A 15,681-nucleotide genomic window follows, 5' to 3' on the forward strand; every position below is an offset into this window, starting at 1 on the left:
GCCTTTTCACCGCAACTCTCAACAGCGGGCGCTCTCCTCACCGCCCCCGTTGCAGTCTATCGTTGCAAACCCCATGCTCGCCAAGACCACACTCCGCAAGACCACCCCCAACCTCACACCCGCCCACCCGAAAGCGGTGCCCGGCCGCGGGCCTTGAGCAGGCGTTTGCCGCTGGTGATGGATTGGCCGAAGTCTTTCTGCACCGCCAGCAGGGCTGGTACCAGCAGGATGACCAGGAACAGGCCGACGCCCAGGCCGTAGGCCAGCGTGATGACCGTTGGCAGCAGGAACTGGGCCTGGCGGCTGGTTTCAAACAGGAGCGGAGCCAGGCCGAACACCGTGGTGGCCGTGGTCAGCACGACCGCGCGCAGCCGGTCGCAGACGCCGTTGACCACTGCCTGCCGGAAGGGGTGGTCCCTGGCGTATTCGTCGATGGTGGTCACCAGCACGATGCTATCGTTAATGATGATGCCCGCCATGCCAATGAAGCCGACGACGGAGAACATCGACAGCGGTACGCCGTGCAGATAGTGCCCCCAGATCATGCCGACGCAGCCGAAGGGAATGATGATCATGATCATCAGCGGCCGGGTCCAGGATTCGAAGATCCAGCACAGCACCAGATAGATACCGGCGAGGCACAGGGCAAAGCCGATCAGGGCATCGGAGAGGAACGAGCGTTCCTGTTCCGCCAGCCCGCTCATTTCGCTTTCAACGTCGTAATCGGCGGCAAGTTGGGGCAGAAGCTCGGTCTGCAGCACCTCTGTCACCCTTGCGGCAGCTTCCGGGTTGTCCTCCGACACATCGCCGTAGACACGCAACGTGCGCAGGCCGTCGCTGCGGCGGACCGAGGCAAAGCCGTAGGTGCTCTCGACATTGACGATCTCGCTCAGGGAAACATAGGTTCCGGCATCGGTGCGCACCCGCGTGGTGTAGAGAAAAGCGGCATCCGTCTCCTCGTCCGGCAGCAGCACCTTTACGGTGGCCGTGCGCCGGCCGATCGGGAACTCGGCAACCTTGATACCCTCCAGCCGGTTGCGCAGGACACGGGCGATTTCGTCCGTGGTGAAGCCAAGCGCTTCGCCGCGCGGTGTCAGCGTCAGGTTCAGTTCCGGCTTGTCATAGGCCAGCGTATCTTCCAGCGCGCTGACACCCTCCATGGCACCCAGCGACTGTTTCAGGCTTTCGGCGGCGGCCTTCAGGTTTTCCGTGGAGTTGCCATAGAGCTTGACGTCGATGGCATCGCCGCCCGGGCCCGAGCGCTCGCCGCGCAGGGCCAGCGTTTCCAGAAGCGGCGGCTTCTTGATTTCTTCGCGCCAGTCGCCAATGAACTGAAAGGCTGAATAGGGCCGAAGGTCCGGGTCGAGCAGTTCGATGGAAATGCCGCCGAGCTGGTCTGCGTCCTTGGTGTCTGCGCCGCTCAGGCCGCGCCCGGCGGTCGCGCCAACGGTGGAAAGCGCGAAGATGACAGGATCCGCGCCGTATTTTTCACCATAGCGCCGGCTAACCACGTCAAGCGCCCGTTCCATCTCCGCGATCATCGCCTTGGTGTCATCGCGCTTTGCTCCCGGCATCATGGCAATGCTGGCGGAAACCACCGCCTGCTCCGGCGCGTTGAAAAAGCGCCAGCGCACGGATTTGTCCAGTACCAGCGTCAGCGACAGCGCCAGGATCATCAGCGCAAAGCCGATTGCCGGATAGCGCACGGCAATAACCCAGGTGACGAACCGGCGGAACAGCTTTTCCCGGAACCAGACGAAGCCCCGGTTGAACAGGCGGTTGGGCAGATCGAACCAGTGCTTTTTCTTGCTGGCCTTCAAAGCGTGGTTCATGTGCGCCGGCAGGATGAGGAAGGATTCCACCAGACTGGCGATCAGCACCACCGACACCGTGAAGGGAATATCGGCCACAAGACTGCCGAAGCGCCCGCCGATGGCCACCAGCCCGACAAAGGCAATCAGCGTGGTAATGGAAGCGCAGAACACTGGCGCCGTCATGCGCCTGGCGGCCAGACTGGCGGCTTCCGCCGGCGAATAGCCGCGCCGATGCAGGAAGTCGGCATGCTCGCCCACCACGATGGCATCATCCACGACGATGCCGAGACAGATGATCAGCGCGAACACGGAAATCATGTTCAGCGTGATCCCGAAGAGATACATCAGCCCGACAGTGGCGGCCATCGCCACCGGAATGCCGGCCGCCACCCAGAAGGCCGTTCTGGCCGACAGGAACAGGAACAGGAACAGCAGCACCAGAGCCAGCCCGAAGATGCCGTTTTCGACCAGGATATCCAGCCGGTCGATGATCGCCTGCGAGCGGGTGTTGGTGAGCTGGACGACGACCCCTTCGGGAAGCGTGTGCTGGAACTCCGCCGTGATGCGTTCCACCGCCCGCTGAACCTCGATGGTATCGCCCTGGGCGCTGCGGCTGACCCTGAGAACCACTGCCGGCTGGCCCTTGTGATAATAGGCCCGGCCGCTCTCCACCCCTTCGGTGACGATATCGGCGACGGACCGGAGCTGCAGCTTTTCCCCTTGCGAGGGCGCCTTGAGAACGATCTCGCCCAGCTCCTGCTCGCTGCGCCGGGTCTGCCCGGTGCGCAGCCGGGCGGAACTGCCGGCGACATCGCCGGCGGGCGTCGTTTCCATTTCGGCCGACACCACATCGGCAATCTCCGCAAGCGTCAGCCCGTGCCGCACCAGCATGTTCTCGCCGACATTCACCCGGATGATCGGATCTTCCAGCCCGCGAATGGAAACCCGTGTCACGCCCTGGCGGAAAAAGACGGTCTGAAGATCCTCGGCAAATCGGGCAAGCTGGTCGATATCGACCGGCCCATACATGACGACATCGGTCACCCGGTCGGAATAGACGCTTCTGGTGACGACCGGCTCGTCGATGCCTTCGGGCAGGCTGGAGCGAGCCTGGTCCACGGCGGCCTTCACCTCGTCGGTCGCCTGGCTCATATCCCAGCCGTCCTCGAACTCCAGTTCGATGCTGGCCTTGCCCTCGCGCGCGACGGATGTGGCTTCGTCGACACCATTGATGGCAAGAAGCTGTGGACCCAGAATTTCGACCACGGCGCGGTCAAGATCCTCAGGCCCGGCGCCCGACCAGTTGACGACGACTTCCACTTCCTCGCGGACAAAATCGGGAAAGAACTGCGTCCGGATCTGCGTCGAGGCGGCGAAACCGCTGATCAGCATCATCGCCAGCAGCAGGTTCGCCGCTGTGCGGTGCCGGACCATATAATCCAGCAGCGAGGCAAATTGCGATCCGCCAGGAGAACGCATGTCGGGACACTCCAATCAGGATATCGGGCGGGACGGGACGAAAGACGTCAGCTCTGGTCAGCCGCTGTTTCCGCCCCCGTGCTCCAGCCGTTCGATCAGCTCTTTCGGCACCATCGGCTTGTTCAGAAGGGCAAGCAGCCTCGCCTTGCGGTTTTCCGGCATGTCGGACCTGTTCAACTGATCGATCAGGGCTGCGCGCCGCTCCGGCTCCAGCGCCACCAGATCGCCGGAAAGGCGCGTTTCGCCAGCTTCCGGCACTTGCACAGTCGCCGGTTCGTCCGTCTGCGGGATATCCTGCCCGCCAGTGTTGCGCCTTGGCGAAACCTTGAGCCCGGTGCCGAGCTGCGGCAGGCGTTCGCGCACATAATCGGCCCCGAAGGGCACATTGGCCACAATCACGTCATCGCCCATCCGGCGCAGGATCGTCGCCTTGATTTCCTCGATCCGCTCGCCGTCGCCGACAATCAGCATGCGGCCGTCTTCCGTTACGGCCGACGAAGGAACCAGGGCAACACGGGTAAGCTCCGGCTCGCGCACTTCAACCTTCACGAAATCGCCCGGCCGCAGAACCGTACCGGGCTCCAGATCGAGCGTCGCAAACAGCATCCGTCCGGCCTCACCTTCGGAAACGACGGCCGCGGCCCTGTCGATGGAGCCCGGAACCTCGATGGAACGGCTGCCCAGTTGCAGGATCGCGGTCACGGGCGCCTTCACCAGATTGCCACTGGCATCCAGCAACCGCGAGAACTCGTCGGTCGACAGGGAAAAGCGGACTTCAAGCGCCGCCGGATCGATCAGAAGAGCAAGGGTTTCGGAGGAGCCGACGCGTCGCCCCAGCGTGGCGTTGACTTCCGACAGGTAACCGCTGAAGGGAGCCGTCAGAGTGATTTCTTCCAGGGTGCGCCTGGCATCGTCCAGCGCAAGCCGGGCGCGCTTGACCGTCAGGTCCATGCGCTCGATACGCTTGCGCGCTGTGATGACCGATTGCAGACGGTTGCTGAGCGATTGTTCCAGTGAGGCGACGGCCAGTTCCTCGGTCTCAACCTGCACGGCCGTGGAATAGCCCTTGTCCCTCAGTTGCTGCTGGCGTTCGAGCGCCTGTTTGCGCAGATCAAGCTGGCGGCGAGCTGCTTCCAGCTCCTGCTCCGCCCCGACAATGGCTTCCTCGGCCTCCGCTTTCTGAGCTTCGGCATCAGCCAGGGCCGCCTCCGCGTCCAGCATCTGAAATTCCGCATTGGCCGGATCGATCCTGAGCAGCAGTTCGCCCTTGGCGACAGCGGCCCCATCGCGAAACTTGGAGGCAACCTCCACAAGTCGGCCTTCGGAACTCGCCCTCAGTTCCAGCGTGCGCCAGCTTTCCACTTGGCCGTAGGCGGTCGTGACCGGCGTCACCGTTTGCGGTGTCAGCTCGGCGACATTCACCGAATAGCTGCGCTCCCGGGCGGGCCGGCTCTGCGTGGTCTCTTCCGTCGTCATCGCATCGTAAAGACGATACCCCCCGAAACCGGCAAAGCCGATCATGATCGCCATCAATGCCAGACCGGCAAGTCCGCGCATCAGAAACCGCATTCGCCTCTCCACCTGAAGGCCGGGCAGCGGGCAGAACGGAACGCCCAAAGCACCGGCACTTTACGTCAGATGCCATCCCTAGCACGGTACTGGGGCGAAATTCGGAAAAGCTTGTAACGACTTGTATCGTGCCGAACCGCCATCAGCAGAAAGCGGACATGCCCGGCTTTCAGCAGCTTCGCTTTGCCGCAGCCCCAAAAGCCCCACACCAAAGACTGCTCATCAAAGTCCACTCATGAAAGTCCAGTCACAAGGCAGGCATGAAAAAACCCGGCACCTTTCGGTACCGGGTTTTTCCGCATCGGATGAGGGCTGGCTTAGAACTTGTAGCCGATACCCATACGAACCTGAGAGTTGTTGAAATCCGAGCTCACGCCGGTTCCGTTCAGGTTGAAATCCTGTTCGCCGAAGTCCTGGTAGACGTATTCCAGCTTGGCGGTAACGTTGTTGGTGATGGCCGCTTCGCCACCTGCACCCAGCGTCCAGCCGAGGGCCGTTTTGCTGTCGGTATCGCCATTGCCGGAAACTTCCAGGTCGGCAATCGCCAGACCGCCGGCGCCATAGACCAGGTAACGGTCGAAGGCGTAACCGACACGGCCACGGAAATTGGAGTTCCAGTCAGACTTGGACCGAAGGGTCAAGCCGCCGTTGGACTTGGATTTTTCCAGGTCGGTCAGGCTGAAGTCGGCTTCCGCGCCGACGACAATGTTCGGCGTTACCTGGAAATTGTAACCGGTATAAAGACCGCCGGCGATGCCGTTGGCATCCACTCCAAGCCCGGTGTTGTTGCCGGCCTTGTTGTCGAATTGGCCGAACGCCCAGCCGAGATTGCCGCCGACATAAAGGCCGGTCCAATCGATGCTTTGCTGCGGAGCCGGAACCGCCTCATAGGCCGGTGCCGGCGACTGCGGCAGATCCGCAGCCAGAACAGGCGCCGATGCGGTTGCCGCAGCTGTCAGGGCCATGCCAGCAAGTGCAAGACGTTTCATTTGAGTACTCCAGATCCACTTTATCCATTAGTGCTTAGGCCGGTAATCAGCCGGCCATGTGCGAGTTGGACGGGACAATAGCCGCGCCCTCACTCTCCCCCATCACAAAGATATGGAGATCGTTTGTGGCGGATCAGGATTGAGAATGGGGAGTTTTGATGACGAATGGAGGCAACATTCTGACAGGATGAAAGACCCGTAAAGACAATTGCAATTTGCATTCACAAACCCCATTTGGCCGGTAGAAAGATCCTTGTCCGCGGCTTTCCCCTCACCGATCTATTGCGTATAAGGCGCCAAGTTGAACTTTGGCGCTGCCACATTGAAGCCGCCTTTGACGACTGAACCTGACCCGAACCGGAATTTCGTAAATGCTCTTTGACTACATAAGCCTCGCAGGCGGACTTGTTGTTCTGATTATCGCCGGCGATGTCTTGGTCAGGGGTTCTGTCGGAATTGCCCAGCGTCTCGGTATTCCCAATCTGGTCATCGGCCTGACCATCGTCGCCTTCGGCACATCGGCTCCCGAACTCGTCATTTCCCTGAAAGCGGCCTTGGAAGGTGCCGGCGGCATCGCCATCGGCAACGTGGTCGGCTCCAACATCGCCAATGTGCTTCTGGTTCTGGGCATGCCCGCGCTGATCGCGGCAACGCCATGCGGTGAAACCGGGGCAACGCGCAACGCACTGTTCATGGTGGCCGTCACCGTCGTTTTCATGGCGCTTTGTTTCTTCATCCCTATCGGCCTCACGGCCGGGGTCATTCTTCTGGCACTGCTCGGTGTCTTCCTCGCAGCCTCAACGATGATGGCGCGCAAGCACAGAAAAGAGCAAAAGGCGATTGCCGCGGCCTCCGCAGGTGCTGCGGCCGCTGAAATCGAGGTGGAAGACGACGACGGCCTGGACGATGTCGAGGACGTTCCGGACTCCATCTGGATCGCGCTGGCCTATATCGTGCTCGGCCTGGTTGGCCTGCCGCTCGGTGCACATTTCACCATCAGCGGGGCAACGTCGATCGCAACCTCCTGGGGCGTCAGTGAAGCCGTGATCGGCCTGACGGTCATCGCGCTCGGCACGTCCCTGCCGGAGCTGGCCACCACCGTCATGGCGGCCATCCGTCAGCATGGCGCCGTCGCCATCGGCAACGTCATCGGCTCCAACGTCTTCAATCTTCTTGCGATCATCGGCATCACCGCGGTCATCGTTCCCATCGACGTGCCACAGGAAGTTCTCAAGCTGGATATCTGGGTGATGCTGGCCTGTGCGATCCTGCTGACAATCCTGGCCGGAATGCGCATCTGCCTTGGTCGCGTCTCCGGCGCTGTCATGACGACGGCCTATTGCGCCTATATCGCCACCGTTTATGTGCTGGGGCACACCTCCTGAAAGCCCTTTTTGCAGCCTGGTTGGCAGCAGAGCCCCGCTTCGCTGCGCCCGCCTCTTTCCCTATGGCCTTGCGCGGCTTAAATGTCTGGCATGCAGGACGATACTGATTCTGAAAAAAGCGCCGTAGCAGCGCCGGAGACCGGCAAAGCCCCCGCACGCAAGGGCGTCGAGGTCATTGCCGACGAGGTCAAGCGCCTGCCCAATGGGCCGGGCGTCTACCGGATGCTGGACGAGAACGGCGAGGTTCTCTACGTCGGCAAGGCGCGCAGCCTCAAGAAGCGGGTTACCAGCTACACGCGCCTGCAGGGCCAGTCCAACCGGATCATGCGCATGATCCTGGCGACGGCGGCGATGGAATTCGTCGTCACGCAGACAGAGCCGGAAGCCCTGCTTCTGGAAGCCAACCTGATCAAGCGTCTGCGGCCACGGTTCAACGTGCTGCTGCGCGACGACAAGTCCTTTCCCTATATTCTGGTGACCGGCGACCATGAATCGCCCGCGATCGTCAAGCACCGCGGCGCGCGCAAGCGCAAGGGCGACTACTTCGGCCCCTTTGCCTCCGCAGGCGCTGTCGACCGCACCATCAACGCGCTCCAGAAAGCCTTCCTGATCCGCACCTGTTCGGACAGCTACTACGAGAACCGTTCCCGCCCCTGCCTGCAGTATCAGATCAAGCGCTGTGCAGGCCCCTGCACCGGAGAAATCGATCCGGCGGATTATGCCGGCCTGGTGTCGGAAGCCAAGGCCTTCCTGTCCGGCCGCAGTCAGTTGATCAAGACCCAGCTTGCAAAGCAGATGGAAGCCGCCTCCGCCGATCTGGAGTTCGAGCGCGCCGCCATCTACCGCGACCGCCTGTCGGCACTGTCGCACATTCAGGCGCATCAGGGCATCAACCCGCAATCGGTCGAGGAAGCCGATGTCTTCGCCATCCACCAGGAAGGCGGCCAGACCTGCGTGCAGGTGTTCTTCTTCCGCACCGGCCAGAACTGGGGCAACCGGGCCTATTTCCCCAAGGCCGACAAGTCCTTTGAGGAAGCCGATATTCTGGAAAGCTTTCTGGCGCAGTTCTATGACGACAAGCCCGCGCCGCGGCAGATCCTGCTGTCCCACGAACTGAGCGAACAGGACCTGCTCGCACAGGCTCTCACCGAAAGGACGGGCCGCAAGGTCGATGTCGCCTGCCCCAAACGCGGGGAAAAGAAAGAACTGGTCGACCACGCGCTCACCAATGCACGCGAAGCGCTTGGCCGCAGGCTGGCGGAAACCTCCAGCCAGGCGCGTCTGCTGAAAGGCGTCGCGGAAGCATTCGACCTCGCTCAACCGCCGCGACGGATCGAGGTTTACGACAACTCCCACATCATGGGCACCAATGCTGTCGGCGGCATGATCGTCGCCGGCCTGGAAGGCTTCGCCAAGGGTCAGTACCGCAAGTTCAACATCAAGTCGGAAGATCTTGTCCCCGGAGACGACTACGGCATGATGCGCGAAGTGCTGACCCGGCGGTTCTCGAGGCTGTTGAAGGAACACGCCCGCGAAGACAGCAAGCCACAGGCGGATGACCCCACCCTCGAAGACGCCGATGCAAGCGATCTGGAAGCCGTTCCCACCGATACCGGCGTACCGGCCTGGCCGGAACTGGTGCTCATCGACGGTGGTCAGGGCCAGTTGACCGCGGCGCGCGAAACGCTGGAAAGCCTGGGCATCACGGATGTGCCGCTCGTCGGCATCGCCAAGGGGCCCGACCGGGATGCCGGACGGGAGAAATTCTTCATCCCCGGCCGGCAGTCCTTCATGCTGCCCGAGCGCGACCCGGTTCTCTATTTCGTGCAACGCCTGCGCGACGAAGCGCACCGCTTTGCCATCGGCAGCCACCGGGCCCGCCGCAAGAAGGACATCACCAGGAACCCGCTGGATGAGATCGCAGGTGTGGGCCCGACACGCAAAAAGGCCTTGCTGCGCCACTTCGGCACGGCCAAGGCCGTCTCCAAGGCGGGGGTCGACGATCTGGCCGCCGTGCCCGGCATTTCCGAAGCGATTGCCAAACTGGTCTATGACCATTTTCATGAATAGGACGCCGCGCCGGCCTTTCCGCCCGGCCAAAGATTTCGCCAAAGCCAAGGAAGCCTGAGAGTGTCAAACCCGTTGGAAGCCGCGCTTCGGTGCATCGACGCGAAGGATTACGGCATGGCGCTGGAGATCCTGACCGATCTCAATGCAGCCAATCCGCGCGATCCGCAGGTCAACCACTGGCTAGGTGTCATCTATCTGACCCACGGACACGCAGCCCGGGCAATCGATCATCTTCAGGCCGCCGCGAAAGTCGCCAAGAAAGAAGCCGTGATTTTCGCGACACTGGCGGATGCACTCACCCTCGACAACCGTTTCGAGGAAGCCCTCCCCCATGCGCGCAAGGCGGTCGCCCTCGACGGCAAGTCCGAATTCGCCCACCGCACACTGGGCGAGATCTACGCCAGGCTGCGGCGGCCCGTCATGGCCGAGCATGCCTTCCAAAACGCACTTGCCATCAACGAAGCATCGGCCATCGCGCATCTGGCGCTCTCGCGGCTGAAGGTTTCGCTGGGCAAGATGGACGAGGCCGAAACCCATTTCCGGCGCGCGCTGGAGCTTGCCCCCGAAGAACCTTCCGTTCTCATCAGCGCAAGGGACCTCTCCGACATTGGCTTGAAACAGGAAGCGTTGGAAAAGATCGAGCCCCTTCTGGACGATGCAGACCGGCCGATGGCCAAGGTCGAGCGGGCAAGGCTTGCCTTCACCGCCGGCAAGATCTGCGACGACAGCGGCGACATTCCCAAGGCCTTTCACTATCTCGGCCTGCATCGGAGCGAGCTTTACGGCCACTATGATGCCGGCCGGCAGGAACGCCATGTCGAAACCTGCCAGAAGGTCTTTTCAAAACAGTTCTTCGAGGACCGCAAGGACTTCGCCCTTACCAGCGACAGACCTGTCTTTGTCTTCGGCATGCCACGCTCGGGCACATCGCTGGTGGAGGCCATCCTGTCCGCCCACCCGAAGGCAACGGCTGCGGGTGAACTGAGCTTCTTTGACGAGCAGATCGGCGATCTGACGACGGGCCACACCGGCGACACCGCCCTCTTTGACGCCGCCATGGCACTGGATCGCAAGACCGCCCAGCGCATCGGCCGCAAGTACCTGACATTGCTCGAGGGTTTCAGCAAGAAGAGTGCCCGTGTGATCGACAAGATGCCTCAGAATTTCGAGCATCTCTGGTTGATCGCTCTCCTGTTTCCGAACGCGCATTTCTGCCATGTCAGCCGCAACCCGGCCGATACCTGCGTCTCGATCTACATGACGCCTCTGCCCGGCAAGCACGGTTACTGTGAAAGCCAGCAATCGCTCGCCCACTACTTCGGGCAGTACAGGAAACTGATGACGCACTGGAGGGATGTTCTGCCGGTCACGATCCGCGACCAGTCCTACGAAGCCCTGGTAAACGACCCGGACCAGGAACGCCCGGCCCTGATCGCCCACACCGGGTTGGCCTGGGACGATGCCTGCCGCCATCACGAAGCGAACGAGGCGCAGGTCTTTACCTTCTCCATGGCTCAGGTCAGGCAACCCATTCACACCGGGGCCGTGAACCGCTTCGAAAAATACCGGGACCATATCGGTCCGCTTCTGGAGGGACTTGCAGGGATCGAAACCTGACACCGAAGGGTTGCATCTTCTGGCTGGTTTATCACAAGCTGTAGCGACAAACCGGCACCCGGCACGCCTTTTGCGTCGTTCAGGAAACGGGTGCGTTCGCGATTCCAGCCGCCTGCGCGGTGCAAACCACCGGACCAAGATGCACGCAGATCCCACCGATCAAGCTTTTGCTCTTCTTCAAGCCGGACAGTTCAGCCGTGCGCAGGCGCTGCTTCAGGCTTTGCTTGCGAAAGAGCCGCACAACGCCCGCGCACGCTATGGCCTGGGCGTCGCCTGCCTTTCCTTCGGCGAGACAGCGGCGGCGATCCCTCATCTGGAAAAAGCCGCAAAATTCGCGAAAAAGGATGCGGTGGTGCACACCACGCTTGCAAGTGCGCTCAACATCGAGAGGCGCAGCGAGGAAGCCTTGCCGCACGCTCGAAAAGGAGCGTCCCTCGCCCCGGGATCGGAATACGCGCATCGCGTCCTGGGCGAGGTCTATGCCGACCTTCGACGCTCCGGACCTGCCCGACAGGCCTTCGCGCAGGCGCTCAAGGCCGATCCGAAGTCGCCGCGCGCCCACCTCGGCCTGTTCGAACTGGAAATGACGCTTGGCAATCGGGAGCTCGCCGAAAGCCATATTCGCACCGCCCTTTCCCAGGCACCGTCCGATCCTGCAATCCTGACCGCGGCCGCCGAGGTTCAGGACGAAACCCTGAGAGCGAAGGTCCTTGACGGGATTGAACGGCATCTTTCGGAATTACCTGAAGGCACAGCCTCCCCTGAGGTCACCCGTCTTGCCTTTGCCGCAGGCAAGATCTGCGATGCGGCAGCGGACATCGACAAGGCATTCTCCTTCTTCGACAATTACCGGACAGGCCTTTATCCCGCTCACGACCCGGAGGTCCAAAAAACCTTCGTGGAAACGTGTAAAACCGTCTTTAACCGGGACTTCTTCAAGCAGCGGGAGGACTGGGCGCTTTCAAGCGACAGACCGGTTTTCGTGTTCGGCATGCCCCGCTCGGGCACGACCCTTGTCGAGCGGATCATCGGCCGGCATCCGGCAGCCCGGGCCGCAGGCGAGCTTCAGTTCATCCCGGATCGGATCCACAAACTGACGTCCGGCCAAATACACGGCCCGCACCTTTTCGAGGCAGCCCGTCAGATGAAACGGCAGGAGGCTCAGCGCATCGGCCGCCATTATCTCACCCATCTGGAGGATATCGACAAGAGAGCGCACCGCGTGATCGACAAGATGCCCCACAACTTCGAAAACCTCTGGCTTCTCGCCCTTCTTTTCCCGAAGGCCAGCTTCGTGCATGTGACGCGGAGTGCGGAAGACACCTGTCTTTCGATCTACATGACACCGCTTCCGCCGCACCATTCCTACAATGAAAGCCAGACCTCGCTTGGCGGTTATTTCAATCACTACTTCGCTCTGATGGCCCATTGGTCAGAGGTTCTGCCGGTTGCCTTGAGGCATCAGTCCTATGAAAGCCTGGTGAGCGACACGGAAGCGGAAAGCCGGGCATTGATAACCCACACCGGCCTGGACTGGGACGACGACTGCCTGACACCCCCTGACGAGACCACCCAGATCTTCACCTTCAGCCGCGAGCAGGCACGCCGTCCGGTCTATGGCTCTTCCGTCGACCGCTGGAAGGCTTATCAAGCGCATATCCGGCCGCTTCTGGCAGTGCTCGAGGCCAAGGGAACCTGACTTTGCGGCAAAACAGGTCGCACCTATTGCGCAGTCCGTGCTAAGCACAGCCGCCTACTCAAGAAATCGGACCCAGGCTGCCATGTTTCGAAAGCCCCAGGCTAAACCGCGTTCCCGGATCCACAGCGCATTGTCCCTGATCGGGTGGTGCGGCAGCCTAGGCGCCATTGCGGTCAGCGTGCTGGGTCTGCTGGCGTTTCTGGCGCCTGACGTCTGGTTTGCAGACAACATGAGCTTCTTCCTGCGGCAGTTTCTGGCCGCCGGCTTCGCAGGCTGTCTGGCCGGTGCGGCCGGTTTCCTGGTCCGGCACCGTCTCCGTCTGATCTACCGGGTAACCTGGGTCTTGGCTCTGGCCGCCTTTCTCAGCCTTGCCGGGCTGACAGGCGCGCGCACCCTTGCCAACACCAAGCCCCTCGGGCCGGCAGCACCGGGGGACCGCCCGCTCAAGGTCGTCTCGATCAATCTCGAACATCTGTTTCTGGGTGACAAGGTCTTGCAGGCCTTTCTGGAAAAGGAGCAGCCGGACGTCGTCGTCTTCCAGGAAGTGCTGTGGTGGCTGCAGGAACGCCGCTGGCAGCGCCTCGGCCTGCCGGTCGGCGGGGCGGGCAAGAACGGATTCCCAGACTATCGGAAGGTGGGCGATCTCGGCGGTCTTGCCGTCTACTCCCGCTTTCCGCTGTCGGAAGAAGAGACCCGCGTCATCTCCGGCGATGTGCCTTCCGGCGCCAACGTCTATTATGACGGCGACAGGGAGCTTCTGTCTCTCTCCCTCGACACGGGGGCTGCGCCTTTGCATCTGCTGGTCATCCATCCCGACAGCCCGCGCTCGGAGATCCGCTGGGAAAACAAGCGCCGCTATTTCGATGAGGCCGACGCTGTCATCGACACCCTGAAGGCCGGCAACGGCAGCAACATTCTGGCGATTGGCGACTGGAACAGTTCGCCCTGGTCTGCACGGTTTCAGCAGACACTGGAACGCAACGGGCTGAAGACCGCCTATCCGGATGGCTGGCCGCAGACGACACGCTTCTTCTTCGACTACAGCCTGCACTGGATACTGGGTGCGCCTGTGGACCAGTTTGCCGTCTCCAGGGACATTCAGATCGTCAACGTTTCTCTTGGCCCCGATATCGGTTCCGATCATCTGCCGCTGATCGTTGAGATCGCCCAGACGCCAGTCAACTGAATTCGGCAAACGGATCCCGGCACCTGAAATTGAGTCATTGGCTGTGACTTCAACCGGAAAGTGTTTGAGGCTTCGGGTGGTTTCCTGAAAACTGCCCACAACTTCAAGACCGATTCCCAAAGTTCCGCATGGCCAAGCTCTATTTCAACTACTCCTCGATGAACGCCGGCAAGTCGACTGTGCTGTTGCAGGCTGCCTATAACTACGAGGAGCGCGGGATGAACACCCTGCTCCTGATCGCCGCGTTTGACGACCGGGCCGGCAAGGGGCGGATTGCCTCTCGCATCGGGCTGGGAGCGGATGCCGATGTCTTCAACTCGTCCGACAATGTCTTCGAACACATCCTGCGTGCCAACGAAGCGCAGAAGGTCGATGCGGTCTTCGTAGACGAAGCCCAGTTTCTGACGGAAGACCAGGTCTGGCAGCTCGCCCGCGTGGCCGACATGCTGCGTATTCCGGTGATGTGCTTCGGTCTCAGAACGGATTTTCAGGGAAAGCTGTTTCCCGGCAGCGCCGCTTTGCTGGCACTTGCCGATAATCTGAAGGAAATCAAGACTATCTGCTGGTGCGGGCGCAAGGCCACCATGGTTGCGCGTCTGGATGCGGACGGCAAGATCGTTGAGGAAGGCGACCAGGTCGTCATCGGCGGCAACGACAAATACGTCTCGCTCTGCCGCCGTCACTGGACGGATAGGAAGCTGGGCTGAACGCCGACGTCTGGCCTGACGCTCCTCCACGCACGCACTTTGTGATGGACAAAGCCCCTCAGAGCAGGATTATCAGATTTTCTGACAAGATACCCGGTCACCCTCAATTCGATGAAGGTGTTGCCGCGTACACTCTGGTCAGTGATCTGAAGACTTTTGGGGTTTGGACATGATCAAGGAATTTCGGGACTTTATCGCCAAGGGCAACGTCATGGACCTTGCCGTCGGTATCATCATCGGCGCCGCCTTCACCGCCATCGTCACGAGCCTGGTCAACGATCTGATCAACCCGATAGTCGGGCTCATCATCGGCGGTATCGATTTCACGTCGATGTATGTCGTTCTGTCCGGCGACGTTCCTGCGGGAACCGGCCTTGCCGCCGCTCGCGAAAGCGGTGCGGCCGTGTTTGCCTACGGCGCGTTCCTCACTTCCTGCATCAACTTCCTGATCATCGCGTTTGTCGTCTTCATGCTTGTGAAGTCGGTCAACCGGATCAGATCCATGGCGGAAAAGCCGGACGACGTCGAGCCGGAGGTCAAGAGCGGTCCGTCGGAAATCGACGTCCTGATCGAGATCCGCGACGAGCTGAAGTCGGCCAAGTCTCAGGCCTGAGAGCGGACGTACCAGGCACCTGTTCGCGATTGACCGTGCCTTCGACCCCAGGCGGTCGGTTCTATTCCATGAAGGGACAATCCGGCGTAACCGCAATTTACGCCTTGTCCCGGCGCGGTCGGCAAGGTCAATATCGGCGCATGAAAGACGAAGACAGCAGTCCCCTGTTCCGCATTCGCCTCGTATTCGGACCTGACGAGATGATGGGCCCCGGCAAGGCGGAGCTGCTGGAACGCATCCAGCGCACCGGATCGATAGCCGCAGCGGGCCGCGAGATGGGCATGAGCTACAAACGGGCCTGGCAGCTTGTAGAGACCCTGAACGCCATGTTCCGCTCCCCTCTGGTGGAACGCAGCCGCGGCGGAGCGAAAGGCGGAGGGGCACAGGTAACCGAGACAGGACTGGCCGTTCTCGAGGAGTATCGCGCGATCGAACTGAAGGCGCGTGCCGCAGGAGATCCGCATATCGAAAAACTGAAGACGCTGCTGAGCGATATATCCAGCGGAAAATAACGCTTGCCTTTTGGAGTGTTTGACGGCGATATTTCCGAGGA

At 61.3% G+C, this 15,681-nt stretch carries 11 protein-coding genes; 8 read left to right on the forward strand and 3 right to left on the reverse strand.

Annotated elements, in window-relative coordinates:
• Positions 1–113 precede the first annotated feature (113 nt).
• From SIAM614_RS20560 to SIAM614_RS20570, 3 genes are all read right to left on the reverse strand, one after another.
• Positions 114–3,293, reverse strand: a complete 3,180-nt coding sequence (locus SIAM614_RS20560; RefSeq protein ID WP_006937545.1) for an efflux RND transporter permease subunit — start codon at positions 3,291–3,293, stop codon at positions 114–116.
• A gap of 57 nt (positions 3,294–3,350) precedes the next feature.
• Entirely contained in the window at positions 3,351–4,862 is a 1,512-nt protein-coding gene (locus SIAM614_RS20565) for an efflux RND transporter periplasmic adaptor subunit (RefSeq protein WP_006937546.1), read from the reverse strand.
• Between the two features lie 317 nt (positions 4,863–5,179).
• A complete protein-coding gene (locus SIAM614_RS20570; protein ID WP_006937548.1) occupies positions 5,180–5,851 on the reverse strand; it encodes an outer membrane protein in 672 nt (223 codons plus the stop codon).
• Between the two features lie 371 nt (positions 5,852–6,222).
• On the opposite strand from SIAM614_RS20570, the gene SIAM614_RS20575 reads away from it, so the two are divergent.
• The 8 genes from SIAM614_RS20575 to SIAM614_RS20610 all read left to right on the forward strand — a co-directional run bounded on the left by SIAM614_RS20575 (position 6,223) and on the right by SIAM614_RS20610 (position 15,640).
• A complete protein-coding gene (locus SIAM614_RS20575) occupies positions 6,223–7,236 on the forward strand; it encodes a calcium/sodium antiporter (protein WP_006937549.1) in 1,014 nt (337 codons plus the stop codon).
• 90 nt (positions 7,237–7,326) lie between these two features.
• Positions 7,327–9,306 (forward strand): excinuclease ABC subunit UvrC, encoded by a 1,980-nt coding sequence (gene uvrC / locus SIAM614_RS20580; protein WP_006937550.1) that lies wholly within the window; start codon positions 7,327–7,329, stop codon positions 9,304–9,306.
• A 60-nt stretch (positions 9,307–9,366) separates the two neighbouring features.
• Positions 9,367–10,923 (forward strand): tetratricopeptide repeat-containing sulfotransferase family protein, encoded by a 1,557-nt coding sequence (locus SIAM614_RS20585; protein ID WP_157139989.1) that lies wholly within the window; start codon positions 9,367–9,369, stop codon positions 10,921–10,923.
• Positions 10,924–11,062: 139 nt separating this feature from the next.
• Positions 11,063–12,622 (forward strand): tetratricopeptide repeat-containing sulfotransferase family protein, encoded by a 1,560-nt coding sequence (locus tag SIAM614_RS20590; RefSeq protein ID WP_006937552.1) that lies wholly within the window; start codon positions 11,063–11,065, stop codon positions 12,620–12,622.
• Between the two features lie 130 nt (positions 12,623–12,752).
• Entirely contained in the window at positions 12,753–13,808 is a 1,056-nt protein-coding gene (locus SIAM614_RS20595; RefSeq protein WP_006937554.1) for an endonuclease/exonuclease/phosphatase family protein, read from the forward strand.
• Positions 13,809–13,936: 128 nt separating this feature from the next.
• Complete coding sequence (locus SIAM614_RS20600) at positions 13,937–14,515, forward strand: thymidine kinase (RefSeq protein ID WP_006937555.1); 579 nt, start codon at positions 13,937–13,939, stop codon at positions 14,513–14,515.
• 169 nt (positions 14,516–14,684) lie between these two features.
• Positions 14,685–15,128, forward strand: a complete 444-nt coding sequence (gene mscL, locus SIAM614_RS20605; RefSeq protein ID WP_040440698.1) for a large conductance mechanosensitive channel protein MscL — start codon at positions 14,685–14,687, stop codon at positions 15,126–15,128.
• Positions 15,129–15,268: 140 nt separating this feature from the next.
• Positions 15,269–15,640 (forward strand): winged helix-turn-helix domain-containing protein, encoded by a 372-nt coding sequence (locus SIAM614_RS20610; RefSeq protein ID WP_006937557.1) that lies wholly within the window; start codon positions 15,269–15,271, stop codon positions 15,638–15,640.
• Positions 15,641–15,681 lie beyond the last annotated feature (41 nt).

The sequence above is a fragment of the Roseibium aggregatum IAM 12614 genome, assembly GCF_000168975.1.
Taxonomy (GTDB): Bacteria; Pseudomonadota; Alphaproteobacteria; order Rhizobiales; family Stappiaceae; genus Roseibium; species Roseibium aggregatum.